11 protein-coding genes are annotated in these 15,331 nt (G+C 45.3%); 9 read left to right on the forward strand and 2 right to left on the reverse strand.

The window, feature by feature from the left end; genetic code table 11:
* The first annotated feature begins 50 nt into the window (after positions 1-50).
* From ACHZA1_RS10815 to ACHZA1_RS10850, 8 genes are all read left to right on the forward strand, one after another.
* Positions 51-3,242 carry a TonB-dependent receptor gene (locus tag ACHZA1_RS10815; protein WP_320051896.1) on the forward strand — a complete coding sequence of 1,064 codons (3,192 nt, stop codon included), beginning with the start codon at positions 51-53 and terminating at the stop codon, positions 3,240-3,242.
* Between the two features lie 18 nt (positions 3,243-3,260).
* Positions 3,261-5,066, forward strand: coding sequence for a RagB/SusD family nutrient uptake outer membrane protein (locus ACHZA1_RS10820; protein ID WP_320051897.1), 1,806 nt, complete (start codon positions 3,261-3,263; stop codon positions 5,064-5,066).
* Positions 5,067-5,080: 14 nt separating this feature from the next.
* Positions 5,081-6,241 carry a glycan-binding surface protein gene (locus ACHZA1_RS10825; RefSeq protein WP_320051898.1) on the forward strand — a complete coding sequence of 387 codons (1,161 nt, stop codon included), beginning with the start codon at positions 5,081-5,083 and terminating at the stop codon, positions 6,239-6,241.
* A gap of 176 nt (positions 6,242-6,417) precedes the next feature.
* The gene (locus ACHZA1_RS10830; RefSeq protein WP_320051899.1) at positions 6,418-7,683 is read left to right on the forward strand and encodes a glycosyl hydrolase; all 1,266 of its coding nucleotides are present in this window, start codon (positions 6,418-6,420) and stop codon (positions 7,681-7,683) included.
* A gap of 15 nt (positions 7,684-7,698) precedes the next feature.
* Positions 7,699-8,982, forward strand: coding sequence for a beta-mannosidase (locus tag ACHZA1_RS10835; protein ID WP_394701079.1), 1,284 nt, complete (start codon positions 7,699-7,701; stop codon positions 8,980-8,982).
* A 23-nt stretch (positions 8,983-9,005) separates the two neighbouring features.
* Entirely contained in the window at positions 9,006-10,205 is a 1,200-nt protein-coding gene (locus ACHZA1_RS10840) for a glycosidase (RefSeq protein ID WP_320051901.1), read from the forward strand.
* A 43-nt stretch (positions 10,206-10,248) separates the two neighbouring features.
* Positions 10,249-11,667 (forward strand): MFS transporter, encoded by a 1,419-nt coding sequence (locus tag ACHZA1_RS10845; protein ID WP_320051902.1) that lies wholly within the window; start codon positions 10,249-10,251, stop codon positions 11,665-11,667.
* Positions 11,660-12,871: an AGE family epimerase/isomerase gene (locus ACHZA1_RS10850; RefSeq protein ID WP_320051903.1), complete on the forward strand. Its 1,212-nt coding sequence runs from the start codon at positions 11,660-11,662 to the stop codon at positions 12,869-12,871. Before ACHZA1_RS10845 ends, ACHZA1_RS10850 begins: the two co-directional genes overlap by 8 nt.
* Before the next feature lie 97 nt (positions 12,872-12,968).
* On the opposite strand, the gene ACHZA1_RS10855 is transcribed toward ACHZA1_RS10850, so the two are convergent.
* Complete coding sequence (locus ACHZA1_RS10855; RefSeq protein ID WP_320051904.1) at positions 12,969-14,144, reverse strand: GDSL-type esterase/lipase family protein; 1,176 nt, start codon at positions 14,142-14,144, stop codon at positions 12,969-12,971.
* A gap of 58 nt (positions 14,145-14,202) precedes the next feature.
* Complete coding sequence (locus ACHZA1_RS10860) at positions 14,203-14,739, reverse strand: alpha/beta fold hydrolase (protein WP_320051905.1); 537 nt, start codon at positions 14,737-14,739, stop codon at positions 14,203-14,205.
* 220 nt (positions 14,740-14,959) lie between these two features.
* Between ACHZA1_RS10860 and ACHZA1_RS10865 the strand changes: the two genes are divergently transcribed.
* On the forward strand, positions 14,960-15,277 hold the full coding sequence (locus ACHZA1_RS10865) for a hypothetical protein (RefSeq protein ID WP_320051906.1): 318 nt from the start codon (positions 14,960-14,962) through the stop codon (positions 15,275-15,277).
* Positions 15,278-15,331 lie beyond the last annotated feature (54 nt).

Genomic DNA, 15,331 nt, shown 5'->3' on the forward strand with positions numbered 1-15,331 from the left:
ATCAAGTTTTGTTTAAAGACCGTTTAATCTAACTTAAAAAACACAGAATAATGAAGCAGAAAGGACTACTATTGGTTATCATCCTTTTGCTGGTATCCTCGGGGCTTTGGGCTCAGGAGGTAAGCATCAAGGGTAAGGTAACCGATAAGGCAGACAACTCGCCAATCATTGGAGTTACCGTGGGCATTAAAGGAAGGCCTGTCGGAACAATGACAGATGCTGCTGGTAGGTATATCGTTAAGGCAAAGCCTTCGGATGTGCTTACTTTCTCGTTTGTGGGAATGGATACCCAGGAGATACCCGTTGGAAAGAATACGGTAATCGATGTAGCGCTAACGTCAAATTCTAAGAAGATTGACGAAGTTGTGGTTGTTGCCTACGGTACCGTGAAGAAGAGCGATCTTACGGGGTCGGTTGGTACCATTAAGAGTGACGCTCTGCTAAAGGGCGGACCTGCCAGCATCAACCAAGGGCTGCAAGGCAAAATGGCTGGTGTGATTGTTAACCAAAACGACGGCGCTCCAGGTGCAGGTGTTAGCATCCAAATTCGTGGTGCAAACTCCTTCTCTACAAGTTCTCAGCCCCTTTACGTTGTTGATGGTATACCTTACGATGCTGCATCTACTCCTTCTGGAGGATCGGGTAATAGTAACAACAACCAAACATCTAACCCATTATCATTAATCAACCCCAACGACATCCAGTCGATCGAAGTGCTCAAGGATGCTTCCGCTACAGCGCTTTATGGCTCACGTGGTGCAAATGGTGTAATTATGATTACCACTAAGCGTGGCGAGGTGGGAACTGATAAGATTGAGTTTTCAGCAAACTTTGGTATTTCCAAGATTGCTAACAAGGTTGATGTTCTCGATGCTTCTACCTATGCAAAATATATTAACGAGGAAACCGTTAATAGCAAATTCTACGAAAATACGCCCTACACTACATTACCTTACTCTGGGACTTGGAGCTACAGCTACGATTCCAATGGAAATATGATCCAGAACTCTGGTAAGTATAACCCAAAGCCCGAAGATTTCCAGAATCCTGGAAAGTATACAGATAAGTACGGAAACTCTTCATATGTTAAGGGTGCCGATTGGCAGGATCTTATCTACCAAACAGGTAAGTCCAGCGAATATAACTTAAGCGTATCGGGAGGTACTGATAAGGGCTGGTATAGCATCTCTGGAAACTATTTGGAGCAGGAAGGTACCATAAAGAATTCAGATTTCAACCGTTACTCTATCCGTTCGAATATTGGTCGTAAGCCATTCAAGTGGTTGGAAGTAGGGTTAAACACCAACTTCTCTCAGTCGAAGACAAACTTCGCAAAGACCAGCGCAAACGACTACGGTGTTATCCGTTCTGCGCTAATCTTCCCAACAACATTTAATCCCGACCAGGAAGCTACAGCTGGCGATCAGCTCAACTGGCTTGCTGCTAACCCATATATTTACGTACAAACGGCAAAGGATAGGGTTACCTCGGGCAATGCATTTAACTCTACATTTGCGGAGATAAAGTTTACCGATTACTTAAAGTTCCGTCAGAACTTAGGCTTAAGCTATAGCAAAAACGATCGTGGAACCTACTACGGAACGCATACGCAGGAGGGAAAGGCACCAACCAACGGTTTGGCAAGTCAATCCGATAGCTGGTATACAAGCAGAACTTCCGAATCTTTGCTTTCGTTTGATAAGGTATTTGCTAACGATCACTCCGTTGGAGCGATGATCGGATTTTCTACCGAGTTTTCTGAGTATGGTGCCAAATCAGCTTCTTCGCAGAACTTCCCTACCGATATCACAGAGGAGTATGACTTGAGCCAAGGACTTACCCAAAACAAGACAACTAGCAGCAGAGGACGAAATACCCTGCTTTCGTACCTTGCTCGGTTTAACTATACCTATAAAGGAAAGTATCTGTTTACCGCATCTGTACGTCGCGACGGATCTAGTAAGTTCTCTGAAGATAATAAGTACGCAACTTTCCCATCAGCGGCTTTTGCATGGAAAGCTTCGGAGGAGTCATTTATCAAGAATCTGAACGTATTCAGCAACCTTAAGGTTCGCGCTAGCTACGGTCAAACAGGTAACCAAGGTATCAGTAGCTATATGACAAGGCGCTATCTAGGAACCTCAAATTATCCTGTTGGAGGTTCGTTGAGCAGTGGTTTTTCGGAAGTAGACTGGAGAGGGCCAACCAATCCAAACCTTAAGTGGGAAACAACTGAGCAGTACAACGCAGGTATTGATATGGGTTTCTTTAACAATAAGCTAAACCTTACTGTAGACTACTACCATAAGAAAACTACCGATCTGCTTCAGAACGTAAAAATTCCTCTAAGCACGGGCTTTGGAAATATGATGACCAACTTTGGTTGGGTAACCAACGAGGGATGGGAGTTCACTGGAAAGTACTATGCTTTCACCGGTAGTGCCTTCAAGTGGGACATTGACGCAAACCTCTCTTTCAATAAAAATAGAATTGGAGGCCTTCCTTCCGATCAATTTGCAAATGCACTTTGGTATAAGGCCGATGAAGTATTCATTCAACGCAACGGAATGCCAATTGGTGCAATCTATGGATATGTTGAAGATGGATACTACGATAATGAAGCCGAAGTACGTGCCGATCCAAAGTATGCAACTGCAAGTGCCGATGTTGTAAAGTCGAAAATCGGTGAAATCAAGTACCGTGTAGATAAGGATGGCAATAAGGTAAGAACAATTATTGGCGATACGAACCCCGATTTTATTTTGGGTGTAACTAATAATTTATCCTATAAGGATTTCACCTTAAGCTTCTTTATTCAGGGTGTTTTTGGAAACGATATCTTTAATGGTAACCTGATGGATGTTAGATTAGCAAACATCGGTAACATTCCGGTTGATGCTTATAACTCGCGTTGGACACCTGAAAATAGGGAGAATGCAAAGTGGCCCAAAGCCGTTGCTGGATATAATAGAGAGTGGCTTCTTTCCGATCGTTATGTGGAAGACGGTTCGTATGTACGCCTAAAGAATGTGAACCTTGGATATACATTCCATCCTAAGTTTAAAGGAGTTCAGGCTATTAATGTGTATGCAAGCGCAACGAACCTCCTTACCTTTACCGACTATAGCTGGTTTGATCCAGATGTAAATGCATTTGGTGGTGACGCATCTCGCCGTGGTGTAGATATTTATTCTTATCCAAGCAGTCGTACCTTTTCTTTAGGTTTTAGGTTAACATTCTAATTGGAAAATGAAACAACGATGAAAAAGATTAAAAGAATTTTATTCATAGCGGCTTTAGTTCTTTCAGGGTCATTATTCTCGGGATGTTCGGACTTCCTTGATGAGAAAGCATATGACTTTATAGGACCAGAGCAAATCGGTGATTCCGATGCAGGAGCAGATATGTGGGTAATGGGTACCTACAGCAAGTTATGCGATGACATGTTTAGGTGGGACGAGCTTCCCCGTATCCTTGATCAGGACTGCGATTATGTGACTGGACCAGACTGGTCTTTTGCGGCCATGGGTGCAGGTAGTTTCCAGGAGGAAAGCGCAATTAATAGGCTTTGGATTGGTTCGTATGCCTTAATTAATCGTGCTAATGTTGCTATAGGCTACATCAAGGGAATGAAGAATGTTTCCGAAGCACACAAGAATAACAATCTTGGTGAACTATACTTCCTGAAAGCTTGGTGTTATTTTTGGTTGGTAAGAGGTTATGGCGATGTGCCTATTTATGAAGATGCGGTTTCTAATGGAGCTGCTTTTAGCCAGCCTCGTCAGCCAATTGCAAAAGTGTATGAGCATATCATTAAGCTGCTAACAGATGCCGAAGGCATGATGTATAAGAACACGGATGCAGCATTTACTTCGGGTAGGGCATCTGCTGGTGCTGCAGCCTCGTTGCTTGCTAAGGTATATGTAACCATCGCATCTGCGGCAACGCCTTCTGCAAATATTACTTTTAAAGGTGGTCCTGCATATACCCTCAATGGGAAAGAAATTGTGCGTACAAAGCCTGTAACGTTAGTTGCAAAGAAGACCGCTGCTGTTGCTGGATATGAAGGGTTTAATTCTCAAGATTATTTTAAGCTAGCAATGGATAAGGCAGCGGAAGTCATGAAAGGGACATATGGAACTTACGATCTGATTCCCAACTTTAGAGATGTATGGTCTATTGCAAATAGAAATAAGACCGAACACATCTGGAGCCTTCAGGCAAAAAGTGGCGATCAACTTTATGGTAATGGAGTATCGAGATGGTATACCGGAGTTGATAACTCATCTAAGCTTATCATCGAGGGTATGTTTATGGGATGCCGCGACCACTGGTATCAGCTATTCGATGATTCTAAGGATTCACGCGTGATCGACGGGGTTAACCATAAGTATCGTTTTGTTGATCAGCAGCAGTTTAATGCGGGTTGCTACTATCCAGCTTCTTGGAAGGAAAGGGCCGAAGGAGTAAAAAGAGACTCTCTGGATAAAGATGGAAATCAGGTAAAGGATGCTAGCGGAAACGTTATTCAGGTTTTTGTAAAAAAGCCAGAAGCACAATATAACGATGGCGTGGCATGGACATTTGCCAATAATAGCAGAGGTCTTGCATTTACTACAAAATATGCAGATGTCAGCGATAGAACAATAAACAAGGGAGATATTCATTATCCATTCCTTCGCTTTGCGGATATTTTGTTGATCTATGCCGAAGCTTCTAACGAGGTTGCAGGTCCTAACCAAGCCGCAATCGAAGCCCTTAATCGAGTAAGAAATAGAAGCCATGCAACACCGTTTAAACTTACAGGTACTGGAGCCTTGCTGGATAAAGAAACATTCCGTTCTGCTGTTATAGAAGAACGTGCGATGGAGCTTGCCCTCGAAGGAGATAGACGTTGGGATCTTTTGCGCTGGGGTATTTATCTTGATGTTATGAATTCTATTGGTGGATTGGATGAATGCAAGGTTAACAAGAGTAGATCCGCTAAGCATTTACTATTCCCAATTCCAACATCTGAAATTCTAACGAATCCTAAGATCACTACAAACAATCCAGGTTGGAACTAGCAATCTATCAGACAATGAAAAAACTTCATATAAAATATTTGCTCTTTTTCGCATTGATTTCAGCAATGATGATGTCTTGCGATGATATTGTAACCTACAATGATGGTTATGATAATGGATTAACATCAACAGGTGCTCCAACAATTGCGAAGATATCACCTGTTAATTCACGAGAATCTTCTATAACAGAGGGCGCTCTTGCACAGATGATTGTTATCCAAGGTGAAAATCTAAGTGGTGTAAAATCTATAACAATTAACGACGTAGAGGTAGACCTGACGGAGGCTTATATAAAGGCAAAGGAGATTGTACTACCAATTCCTCGTGTACTTCCAACAACCGTCAACAACAAGTTAGTCGTAACAACGCAAAAGGGGGTTGTCTCGGTTGATTTTAAGGTTGTGATTCCCGATTTGAAATTGGATGGCCTTTATAATGACTTTGTGAATCCTGGTGATACAGCACGAATAGAGGGAGACTTCTTTGATCTTTACAAGGTTGATAAAGCTAATGGCTCAGTTACATTAGGTGGGAATAAAATCGATATTATTGATGCAACTGGTTCTGAAATTCGTGTCAAAATACCAGATAATGCTGTTCCTGGAAGCAAGATCGTTATCTCTAGTCCCTTAGTAAAAACACCTTTGGAACTAAAGTGGAGAGATACAGGCATCCAACTTTTAAATTACGCTGATCTTGGTGGTTATAACTGGATTTGGGCTGGGGCGAACCTAATAACTTCTGGTTCGAATGCTGGCGATCCTAAGCCACTAATAGGCTACCCTTCCTATTCACGAGTAGTACGTAGTAATGTTGCTGCTTGGGATTGGTTTGTGATATTTGGTGGTAATACTGCTGTTAACGATGCCGATGTGGTTGCTCATCCTGAAAACTACTGGTTTAAATTTGAAATTAATACAAAAAGCAGTAGCCCATTAGCAATTGGGAATATGATTTTCCAACTTAATGGTGGTCAGTATTCTTGGAATCCTGCAGCTGGAGGTATTTCATTTAATACGTATGAAAAATGGAGGACTGTAAAGTTGGATCTAAAAACCTTCATGGGAGATAAAACGATAGAAAATGGGCGGAATCCATTTAATATCATTTTCCTGAATACAGCGCTTTTCTCATGCGACTTAAGTCTTGTTAATTTCAGAATTGTTCATAAGTAGCATTTGCAAACTCTAATTAGTAAGGGGCTGTTTATGCAGCCCCTTCTTTTTAAGGATGAGGAAGATGTGGCGATGACGAATAAAAGATAAAGTATTATGGAACGGTTTAAAAGTATCATTCTATGATATCTATATCTAGTACTTTTATTACAGTAAATGTCTATATAGAATTGCCAATGACTAAGCAGAACTTGCGATTGTTATTTTTATTTCTAATCTGTTTATCGTTAGGTTGCACAAAGAGTAGTGATTCTGCTACGTCTGTTAAAGGTGAGGAACCTGAGTGGATTGAGGCATCTCCTAGTGCTACCGCTGTGAGGAATTTCTTGGTAGATAAAAATGCGACTGATGAAGTTGCGGCCTTATTCTACAATCTAAAGGCTTATGCCCAAAATGGGGTTATGATCGGGCAGCAGGATGCATTTATTAACCGCTATTCAGAGCAGAGCAACGTATTCTCTGATAAGTCAGATATTAAGCTTACAACCGGACAAGATCCAATTGTTGTCGGAAGTGATCTTATTTTTGCCACGAACTACCATAATGATGGAACTTCAACTAGTGGATGGTGGTATGAACAGGAACTCCTGCTTAAGAAGCAAATTAAAGAGAGTTACAAAAGAGGACTAGTTGTAACCATTTGCTGGCACATGAATGAACCTTATCATGGTGATGCATTCTACGTTAGCGAAATGGATAAGGTTGATCCAACCCTAAAGAATAGGGCGTTTGTTAGCATTTTGGAGGGTAACGAAAATCATGAATACTATAAAAAGAAGTTAGATAAGGTTGCTCAGATTCTTTCTTCGACAACCGATGATAGCGGGAAACCTATCCCTGTTATTTTAAGGTTATTTCATGAGTTTGATGGTAGCTGGTTCTGGTGGGGAATTCCACACTACGCTACTCCTGCTCAGTTTATAAAGAATTGGCAGTTTACCGTTAAGTACCTACGAGATCAAAAAGGGTTACACAACATCCTTTACGCATTTTCGCCTGGTGATACATTTACTTCAGAATCAGCCTATACTACTTGCTATCCTGGAGATGATTATGTAGATGTGGTAGGCTTTGATAACTATGAGGATTATGGAGCGAAAGGTGCTGCTGGTGTTGCTAATGTATCTTCCAAGCTTAAAATCATTTCAGACTTTGCCATTGCACACAAAAAGGTTGCTGCACTTACCGAATTTGGTTATTCGTCTGCCAATAAGTCTGTAAGCAAGCTTTACACTAGTTATATGCTTCCAGCCTTTACCCAAAGCAATGCAAAGATTGCTTATGCAATGTATTGGTATAATAATCAAACAAGTTACTATACGGCAACTCCATATAATCCAGAACCAGCAAAAGACTTTGTTGATTTTGCAAGTTCTCCTTACATCTTCTTATCTGGTGATACTCGAAATCTTTATCGTTTCCCAAGTTCTATCAATAACTAAACCGAGATGAGTAGAATAAGAAAAAGTTTTTTATTGCTTCCTTTTTTCCTTTTTATATCGGGAATCGCTTTGGGACAATCCTCTGATTTTATCAAGGTTTCGTCTACCCACTTCGAGCGTAATGGTAAGCCATACTACTTTATTGGAACCAACTTTTGGTATGGGGCAATATTGGGTTCGAAGGGCGAGGGTGGTGATAGAAAGCGGCTGAAGAAGGAGCTTGACTTTCTATCTAAAAAAGGGATAAGCAACCTTCGGATTCTGGTTGGTGCCGATGGCCCTAACGGAGTGCCTACGAAGGTTGAGCCAACGTTGCAAACAGCCCCTGGGGTGTACAACGATACTATTCTTGATGGGCTCGACTACCTAATGAAGGAGCTTAACAAGCGAAAGATGGTGGCTGTACTTTACCTTACCAATAGCTGGGAGTGGTCGGGAGGCTTTGGGCAATACCTTGCGTGGAATGGATATGGAGATTTCCCTATTCTCAACTATATAGGCTGGGAGCCCTTTAAGGCAATGGTTAATAAATTTCACGAATGCGAACCTTGCAAGCAGCAGCTTCGCGATCATATCAAATTTATAATTGCCCGCACAAACCGATATACGGGCAAAAAGTATGTAGATGATCCTGCAATAATGTCGTGGCAGATTGCAAACGAACCTCGCGCATTCGCCGATAAGCAGAAGCCTGCCTACGAGAAATGGATAAGCGAGACAGCTTCCCTGATCAAGTCGCTAGACCATAACCATCTTGTATCAACAGGATCGGAAGGTGAGAAGGGGGCTGAGGAAGATATAGGAATGTACGAACGCATTCATACCGATAAGAATGTCGATTACCTAACGTTTCATGTTTGGCCTAAGAACTGGAGCTGGATTAACCCTAAAGACATTGCAGGTACGGTGGACAAGGGGATTGATCTTACAAAAGAATATATGGCAAAGCATATCGCCATAGCCGAAAAACTTGGTAAACCGATTGTGATGTCGGAGTTTGGGCTTCCAAGGGATGGGCATAGCTACAGTCTGTCTTCTACAACAACCTTGCGCGATAGATACTACGATACTGTTTTTTCGATTGTGGTGGCGAGTGCGCAAAAGGGAGGTGCTCTTGCAGGTTGTAACTTTTGGGCATGGGGCGGATTTGCCCGTGCTACCGAGGGGCACAAGAACTGGGCTAAGGGAGACGAATATATGGGAGATCCTGCTCAAGAGGAGCAGGGGCTAAACTCCGTTTTCAATACCGACTCGACAGTAAACCTTGTTGAGAGACGAATTAAAGAGTTAAAGAAGTAAACAACCGAATTAGTTTTAAAGGAATGAAGAGTAGTGAATTTGAAGGAAAGGTTTCCGAGTTGTTTGAAACGTACGAGACGCTCGTAACGCGTCCTAACGAAGTTGCATCTTCTAACGGTGTTTGGACTCGCTATAAGTATCCAATACTAACCAACGAGCATGCGCCTATTTTTTGGAGATACGATCTTAATCCTGCAACGAACCCTAACTTGTTGGAAAGAATCGGCATTAATGCCACTCTGAATTCAGGAGCCATAAAGTGGGGCGATAAGTATTTGTTGGTTGTTCGTACCGAAGGGGCCGATCGTAAGTCGTTTTTTGCGGTAGCCGAAAGCCCAAATGGAATCGATAACTTTCGATTTTGGGATTTTCCTATTACCATGCCAGAAACAAATGAGCCAGAAACAAATGAGCCAGACACGAATGTTTACGATATGCGCTTAACCGCACACGAGGATGGCTGGCTGTACGGCATCTTCTGTTCGGAGCGTAAAGATCCGAAAGCACCTGCAGGAGATCTTTCTTCGGCAGTAGCTGCAGCTGGCATTGCGCGTACAAAGGATTTGGTAAATTGGGAGCGCCTTCCCGATTTGAAGTCCAAGTCGCAGCAGCGAAATGTTGTGCTGCATCCCGAATTTGTTAATGGAAAGTATGCATTGTACACTCGCCCTCAGGATGGCTTTATTGATGCTGGTAGCGGTGGCGGTATTGGATGGGCTCTTATTGATGATATTACCAATGCAGAGGTAATCGGTGAAACGATTATCGATCAACGCTACTACCACACCATAAAGGAGGTTAAGAATGGGCAAGGTCCTCATCCTATAAAGACGGATAAGGGATGGCTACACTTAGCTCACGGTGTTCGTGGTTGTGCTGCTGGTTTGCGCTATGTGATTTATATGTTCATGACCTCATTGGAAGATCCTACCAAGTTAATTGCAACACCTGCTGGGCACTTTATGGCACCAGAAGGAGAGGAGCGTATAGGTGATGTTTCTAACGTGCTATTCACCAATGGATGGATTGCTGATGAGGATGGTAAGGTATTTATTTACTACGCATCGAGCGATACACGTATGCATGTGGCGACATCTACCGTTGATAAGCTGGTAGACTACTGCATGAATACGCCAGCTGATGGCCTTCGTTCTGCCGCTTCGGTAGAGGCGCTAAAGGAGCTTATTGGTCGTAATTTGGACTATTTGAAAAATAAAAAGTAGGCAGGGAAACACCCTGCTTAACCCGTTACAATAACTCGGAATAATGAATAAGAGTGCTGTAGTAAAATTTAGGGAAAAGGTTGGATACGGATTAGGTGATGCTGCTTCGTCGATGTTTTGGAAGCTGTTTAGCATGTACCTACTTTTCTTCTATACCGATATTTTTGGGATTCCAGCGGCTATTGTTGGAACCATGTTTTTGGTGACACGTATTTGGGATTCGCTTATCGATCCTATTGTAGGAGTGATGGGGGATAGAACCGAGTCGCGTTGGGGGAAATTCCGTCCTTATATTTTGTGGGTTGCCGTTCCATTTGGAATAATTGGCGTGCTAACGTTTACCGTGCCCGGCTTTGGCGAAGGTGGTAAGATTGTATATGCATACATCACCTACACCTTGATGATGATGATTTACTCGCTTATTAATGTGCCATACGCATCGTTACTAGGGGTTATGTCGTCCGATCCAAAGACTAGGACGGAGCTTTCGTCGTACCGTATGATATTCGCATTTGGTGGTAGCATCATTTCCCTTTTGCTTATAGAGCCATTAGTGGAGATATTTAGCCGTACAAAGGAAGGCGTTAACCTTGCATTTGGCTGGCAGGCTGCTATTGGCGTGTTTGCCGTAATTGCGGTAGTGTTCTTTATGGGTACATTCTTCTGGACTAAGGAGCGTGTTAAGCCAATAAAGGAGGAGAACAACGCGTTGGGCGACGATGTTAAGGACTTGTTCCGCAACCGTCCTTGGTGGATATTGCTAGGTGCTGGTGTTGCTGCGCTTATCTTCAACTCTATTCGCGATGGTGCGGCAGTTTACTACTTTAAGTACTACGTAGACGATATTGGCGTGTTTAAGCTTGGCTTTGTAGATGCATCCCTGTCGCTAACCACGCTTTACTTGGTGTTGGGGCAGATTGCCAATATTGTGGGGATTGTTTTGGTAACCCCAATATCTAACCGAATTGGAAAGAAGAATACCTACATGTTTGCAATGGTTATTGCAACGGCGCTAAGCATTGGCTTCTACTTTATAGGTAAGAATAGCATTGGGGCAATTCTTGGGCTTCAATTCCTCATCAGCATGTGTGCCGGAAGCATCTTCCCATTGCTTTGGTCGATGTATGCAGACATTACCGATTACTCCGAGTTGAAGACTGGTCGCAGGGCTACGGGGCTTATCTTCTCGTCGTCGTCGATGTCGCAGAAGCTGGGATGGACTGTTGGTGGCGCATTAACCGGCTGGTTGCTGGGATACTATGGGTTTAAGGCCAATGTGGTTCAAAATGCCGATGTACAGAATGGCATTCGCATGATGCTAAGCTTCCTTCCTGCTGTTGGAACTGCGCTTTCGGTTATCTTCATCTTCTTCTATCCGCTAACAGAGTCGAGAATGGAAGAGGTTGAAAAGGGATTGGGAGAAATTAGGAGCAAACAATCATCAAGCAAAGTTCATGCATAAGGATTTATTAGTTCTTCGCGATGAAATGGTAAATGAGCTAAGCCAAAATATCCTTTCGTTTTGGCTTAACGCCGTTGACGATAAGCGAGGTGGCTTTTACGGACGTATTGACGGCAACGGGGTGCTACATCCCGAAGCCGACAAGGGTGCTGTGCTTAATGCTCGTATGCTCTGGACCTTTTCGGCAGCCTATCGGGTGTTGGGGAGACCCGAATACCTTGATGCGGCAACACGCGCCATGGACTACATCCTCGATAAGTTCTGGGATAAGGAGAATGGTGGTGTTTACTGGACGGTAGACTGTAATGGCAATCCGAAGGATACCAAAAAGCAGATCTACGCACAGGGATTCGTTATATATGGTTTAAGTGAGTATGCTAGGGCAACCGGCAGCCAGAGGGCGTTGGATAAGGCTAAGGAACTTTTCTACATCATCGAAAAGTATGCCTTCGACAAGGAGTTGAACGGCTACTTCGAGGCGTTTACTGCCGACTGGCACGAGATTGAGGACATGCGCCTGAGCGCAAAGGATGCAAATGAGAAGAAGACGATGAATACCCATTTGCACATCCTTGAGCCCTACGCGAACCTGTATAGGGTATGGAAGGATGAGCAGCTGGAGCAGCAGCTGCGAAACCTTATCAGCATTTTTGCTACGCAGATTACCAACTCCGAGACGGCGCATTTCGACCTATTCTTCGACGAGTACTGGAATAAGAAGGGCAACTTCGTATCGTACGGGCACGACATAGAGGGTTCGTGGTTGATTCACGAGGCGGCATTGGTGCTTGGCGATGAGGCGCTGGTCGAAAGCATCTCTCCGCTGGTTAAGCGCATCGCCGAAGCATCTACCCAAGGGCTTCAATCCGATGGCAGCATGATTTACGAAACCAACCTAGATGCCAACCATACCGATACCGATAGGCATTGGTGGGTTCAGGCGGAGACGGTTGTTGGCTTCTTTAGCCTATTCGAGCATTTTGGTTCGGAGCTGGGGCTTCAGCGGGCCGTAGGCTGCTGGGAGTTCATCAAAAAAAACCTGATTGCCGATGGTGGCGAGTGGTACTGGAGCGTTGCCGCTGATGGTAGCAAGAATACCACCGACGATAGAGCCGGACTTTGGAAGTGTCCCTACCACAACGGTAGGATGTGCCTGGAACTGGCTGAACGTATTGCCCACCTCGCCAGCCCAACAGCTAGGTAGTGGACTTCATGAATCATTAGTTTTATATACATCAGACAAAAGAGAAGGGCTGTTGCTTTGCTGCAACAGCCCTTCTTTATGTTCGGTATAGATGGTTTTACTTTTCCCTAGAGTAGAATCCTTGTCCGCCCTTGATGTCGTCCATCTCGGTGCGGCTGTAGCTCCAGCCCATAACGGTGCTGATTACAGGCGCCACGATCTGGGCCATCTTCTTTTGGCCATCGCCACCGGGGTGGCCCGATGCGCCGTAGTCTTTATCCAACGCGAGTATCGACTTGGGTATCCCAATAAAGTGGATGTGCGAGTCGTTGTTGGTATTTCGCTGCATCTCCACCATCTCCTTAACGTAGCTGTAGCAGGGCTCGTCTATCATGGGGCCAACGATGCAGAAGATCTGCGTTTGGCTGCCGTAGGCGGCTCTGATCTTGGCGATGAGCTTTAGGTAGCCATCGATGAAGAGCGACTTGAGGGGCTGTGGCCAGGTGGAGTAGTCGTTGGTGCCAAGGTTTACCACTACGGCATCGGGTTGGTAGCGCTTAAAGTCCCAGCGGGAGGTGGAGTCGGAGTCGAGCACGCGGCCGAAGAGCTTGGGTACGGTAGCCTCCTTGGTCGATACCATGCTCTTATCTCCGTAGTTGCGAACAACGCCTCGGCCCGAGTGGGCAACGATGTTAGCGTCGGCATCGAAGGCGCGGGAGAGCACGTTGGCGTAGCTCAGGTAGTTGTTCTCGGTTTCGGCTGTAAATGTCGAGTGGATATCCTTCGACTCGGTGCCAAAGGCGCAGGTGATGGAGTTGCCCAGAAACTCTATCCTTCGAGCCTTGTAGTGTGCGGGGCTGCACGAGGCCTTATCGTCAACAACGAAGCCCATGAACTCGGCAGGCGTGTTGTCGAGATTCTCGGTGCGCTTAAAGAGTATTACCTCGTGGGGCTGATTCTTGGCGAGCTTGCTGGCGATTACGATGGTGGTATCACCAAAGGAGCGGTAGATAGCCTGACGGCCCGAGGGGTCGAGCGCGGGCTTGCCATCGACAAAGGCCTCGAAGTAGGTTTGCGCGCTACCCTTTAGCTTGGCGGCAATGCTGCTGCTACCCGAAAACTGCATGGTGAACCGAACGCCGGGATAGTCGAATCGGTACCGTTCGGGGTTGGTGGTGTCGACACGGCCTTGAGCCTTGATGCTGGGGCTGCTGGGCCGAACGACCTGCTGGGCATAGGCGCTAAGCATCGGCATAGATAGCATGCCTAGCGCTAGAAGTGTTTTCTGAAGCATTGATGTGTATTATTATGGTATTAGTGCTTTCGAATGTAGGGTAATGTCGGGAAGGCGCTTATTCGTCGAGCCGTTTTAGCAGCTCGATCCCCCAGTGCCACCTGCCGTAGCCCGAAGCGGGGTTGATGTGGCCGGCGTTACCAAGGGTTACCAGCTCGCTACCCCAGCACCCGGCAAAGGCCTCGGCACGCTCGTAGGTGGTGTAGTGGTCGTTTAGGCTGGTTATGAGAATGGTGGGAAAGGGGAACTCCACCTCGGGGATGGGGTCGAAGCCGACGATGCCCGTAGGGGCGGTAGGGGCTTCGGTGTCGCAGGGGGCAACCAGCAGCGCCCCCTTGATGTAGCGGTTGTAGCGCTCCACCCAAAAGGCCATGGCGATGCAGGCCAAGCTGTGGGCTACTACAATTACGTTGTCGGCATCGCGCGTGCCAATCTCTTTTTCGATGGCCTCCACCCAGTCGTCGCAGGCGGGGGTGGCCCAATCGTGCTGCTCAATGCGCTTGAAACCGTGCTCTTTTTCCCAAAGTGTCTGCCAGTGGTTTGCTCCCGAGCTTCCGTAGCCGGGGAGGGTTAGGATATCCGAACTGAATTCCATAATGAATCTGTATTAGTTCTAACGCCACGAGGGGCTTAGAATTGTCTAAGGTATAAGCTTATCGTTAGCGGTTACAGGCGCCTAAAGTAGGAAATCCTCCGAGAATTCAAAACGTAAAGTGCGCATATTGGCGTAAAAATGTAGCTATTTTCTTCCCATTAGGTTTATTAACGGATAATGGGAACCTTTTTCGCATCCTGCGGCTAGCTTTGTGGGATAAATGAAGCAGAGTAGGGACATAAGAGCACGGATAGCCGCATTGCTGCTGCTCGTATTCCTATTCCCCTTTGCGCTGAAGGTGTTTCACCACCACCATATCGAGCATCAGGATGTCGATCTATCTGTGGTGAGCGTGCATGGGCCGCAGCATGCCTGCGAGATATGCCAGTTCGACTACCTTACGTTTGTGGTCGACGACCTTTCGCACCACTTCAATCTTACTCCGATTGCCTTTAGGCGGGAGACTTTTGATGTCTGTCTTCCGTTTGTGGCTCCCATTGTTCTCTTCCTCCTTCGGGCTCCGCCTGCTGGGGTTTAGCATTCTTTTTTGTTCGGTACGTGGGCTTTCCCTAGCGGGGAATGCGCCTGCTGT

Source organism: uncultured Acetobacteroides sp. (genome assembly GCF_963667355.2).
In the GTDB taxonomy this organism is placed as follows: Bacteria; Bacteroidota; Bacteroidia; order Bacteroidales; family ZOR0009; genus Acetobacteroides.

Excerpts from the sequence above, each read along its gene's own strand:
- ACHZA1_RS10815 (WP_320051896.1), top strand. The coding sequence starts at position 51 with ATGAAGCAGAAAGGACTACTATTGGTTATCATCCTTTTGCTGGTATCC.
- ACHZA1_RS10865 (WP_320051906.1), top strand. The coding sequence starts at position 14,960 with ATGAAGCAGAGTAGGGACATAAGAGCACGGATAGCCGCATTGCTGCTG.
- ACHZA1_RS10845 (WP_320051902.1), top strand. The coding sequence starts at position 10,249 with ATGAATAAGAGTGCTGTAGTAAAATTTAGGGAAAAGGTTGGATACGGA.
- ACHZA1_RS10830 (WP_320051899.1), top strand. The coding sequence starts at position 6,418 with ATGACTAAGCAGAACTTGCGATTGTTATTTTTATTTCTAATCTGTTTA.
- ACHZA1_RS10825 (WP_320051898.1), top strand. The coding sequence starts at position 5,081 with ATGAAAAAACTTCATATAAAATATTTGCTCTTTTTCGCATTGATTTCA.
- ACHZA1_RS10855 (WP_320051904.1), bottom strand. The coding sequence starts at position 14,144 with ATGCTTCAGAAAACACTTCTAGCGCTAGGCATGCTATCTATGCCGATG.
- ACHZA1_RS10860 (WP_320051905.1), bottom strand. The coding sequence starts at position 14,739 with ATGGAATTCAGTTCGGATATCCTAACCCTCCCCGGCTACGGAAGCTCG.
- ACHZA1_RS10850 (WP_320051903.1), top strand. The coding sequence starts at position 11,660 with ATGCATAAGGATTTATTAGTTCTTCGCGATGAAATGGTAAATGAGCTA.
- ACHZA1_RS10840 (WP_320051901.1), top strand. The coding sequence starts at position 9,006 with ATGAAGAGTAGTGAATTTGAAGGAAAGGTTTCCGAGTTGTTTGAAACG.
- ACHZA1_RS10820 (WP_320051897.1), top strand. The coding sequence starts at position 3,261 with ATGAAAAAGATTAAAAGAATTTTATTCATAGCGGCTTTAGTTCTTTCA.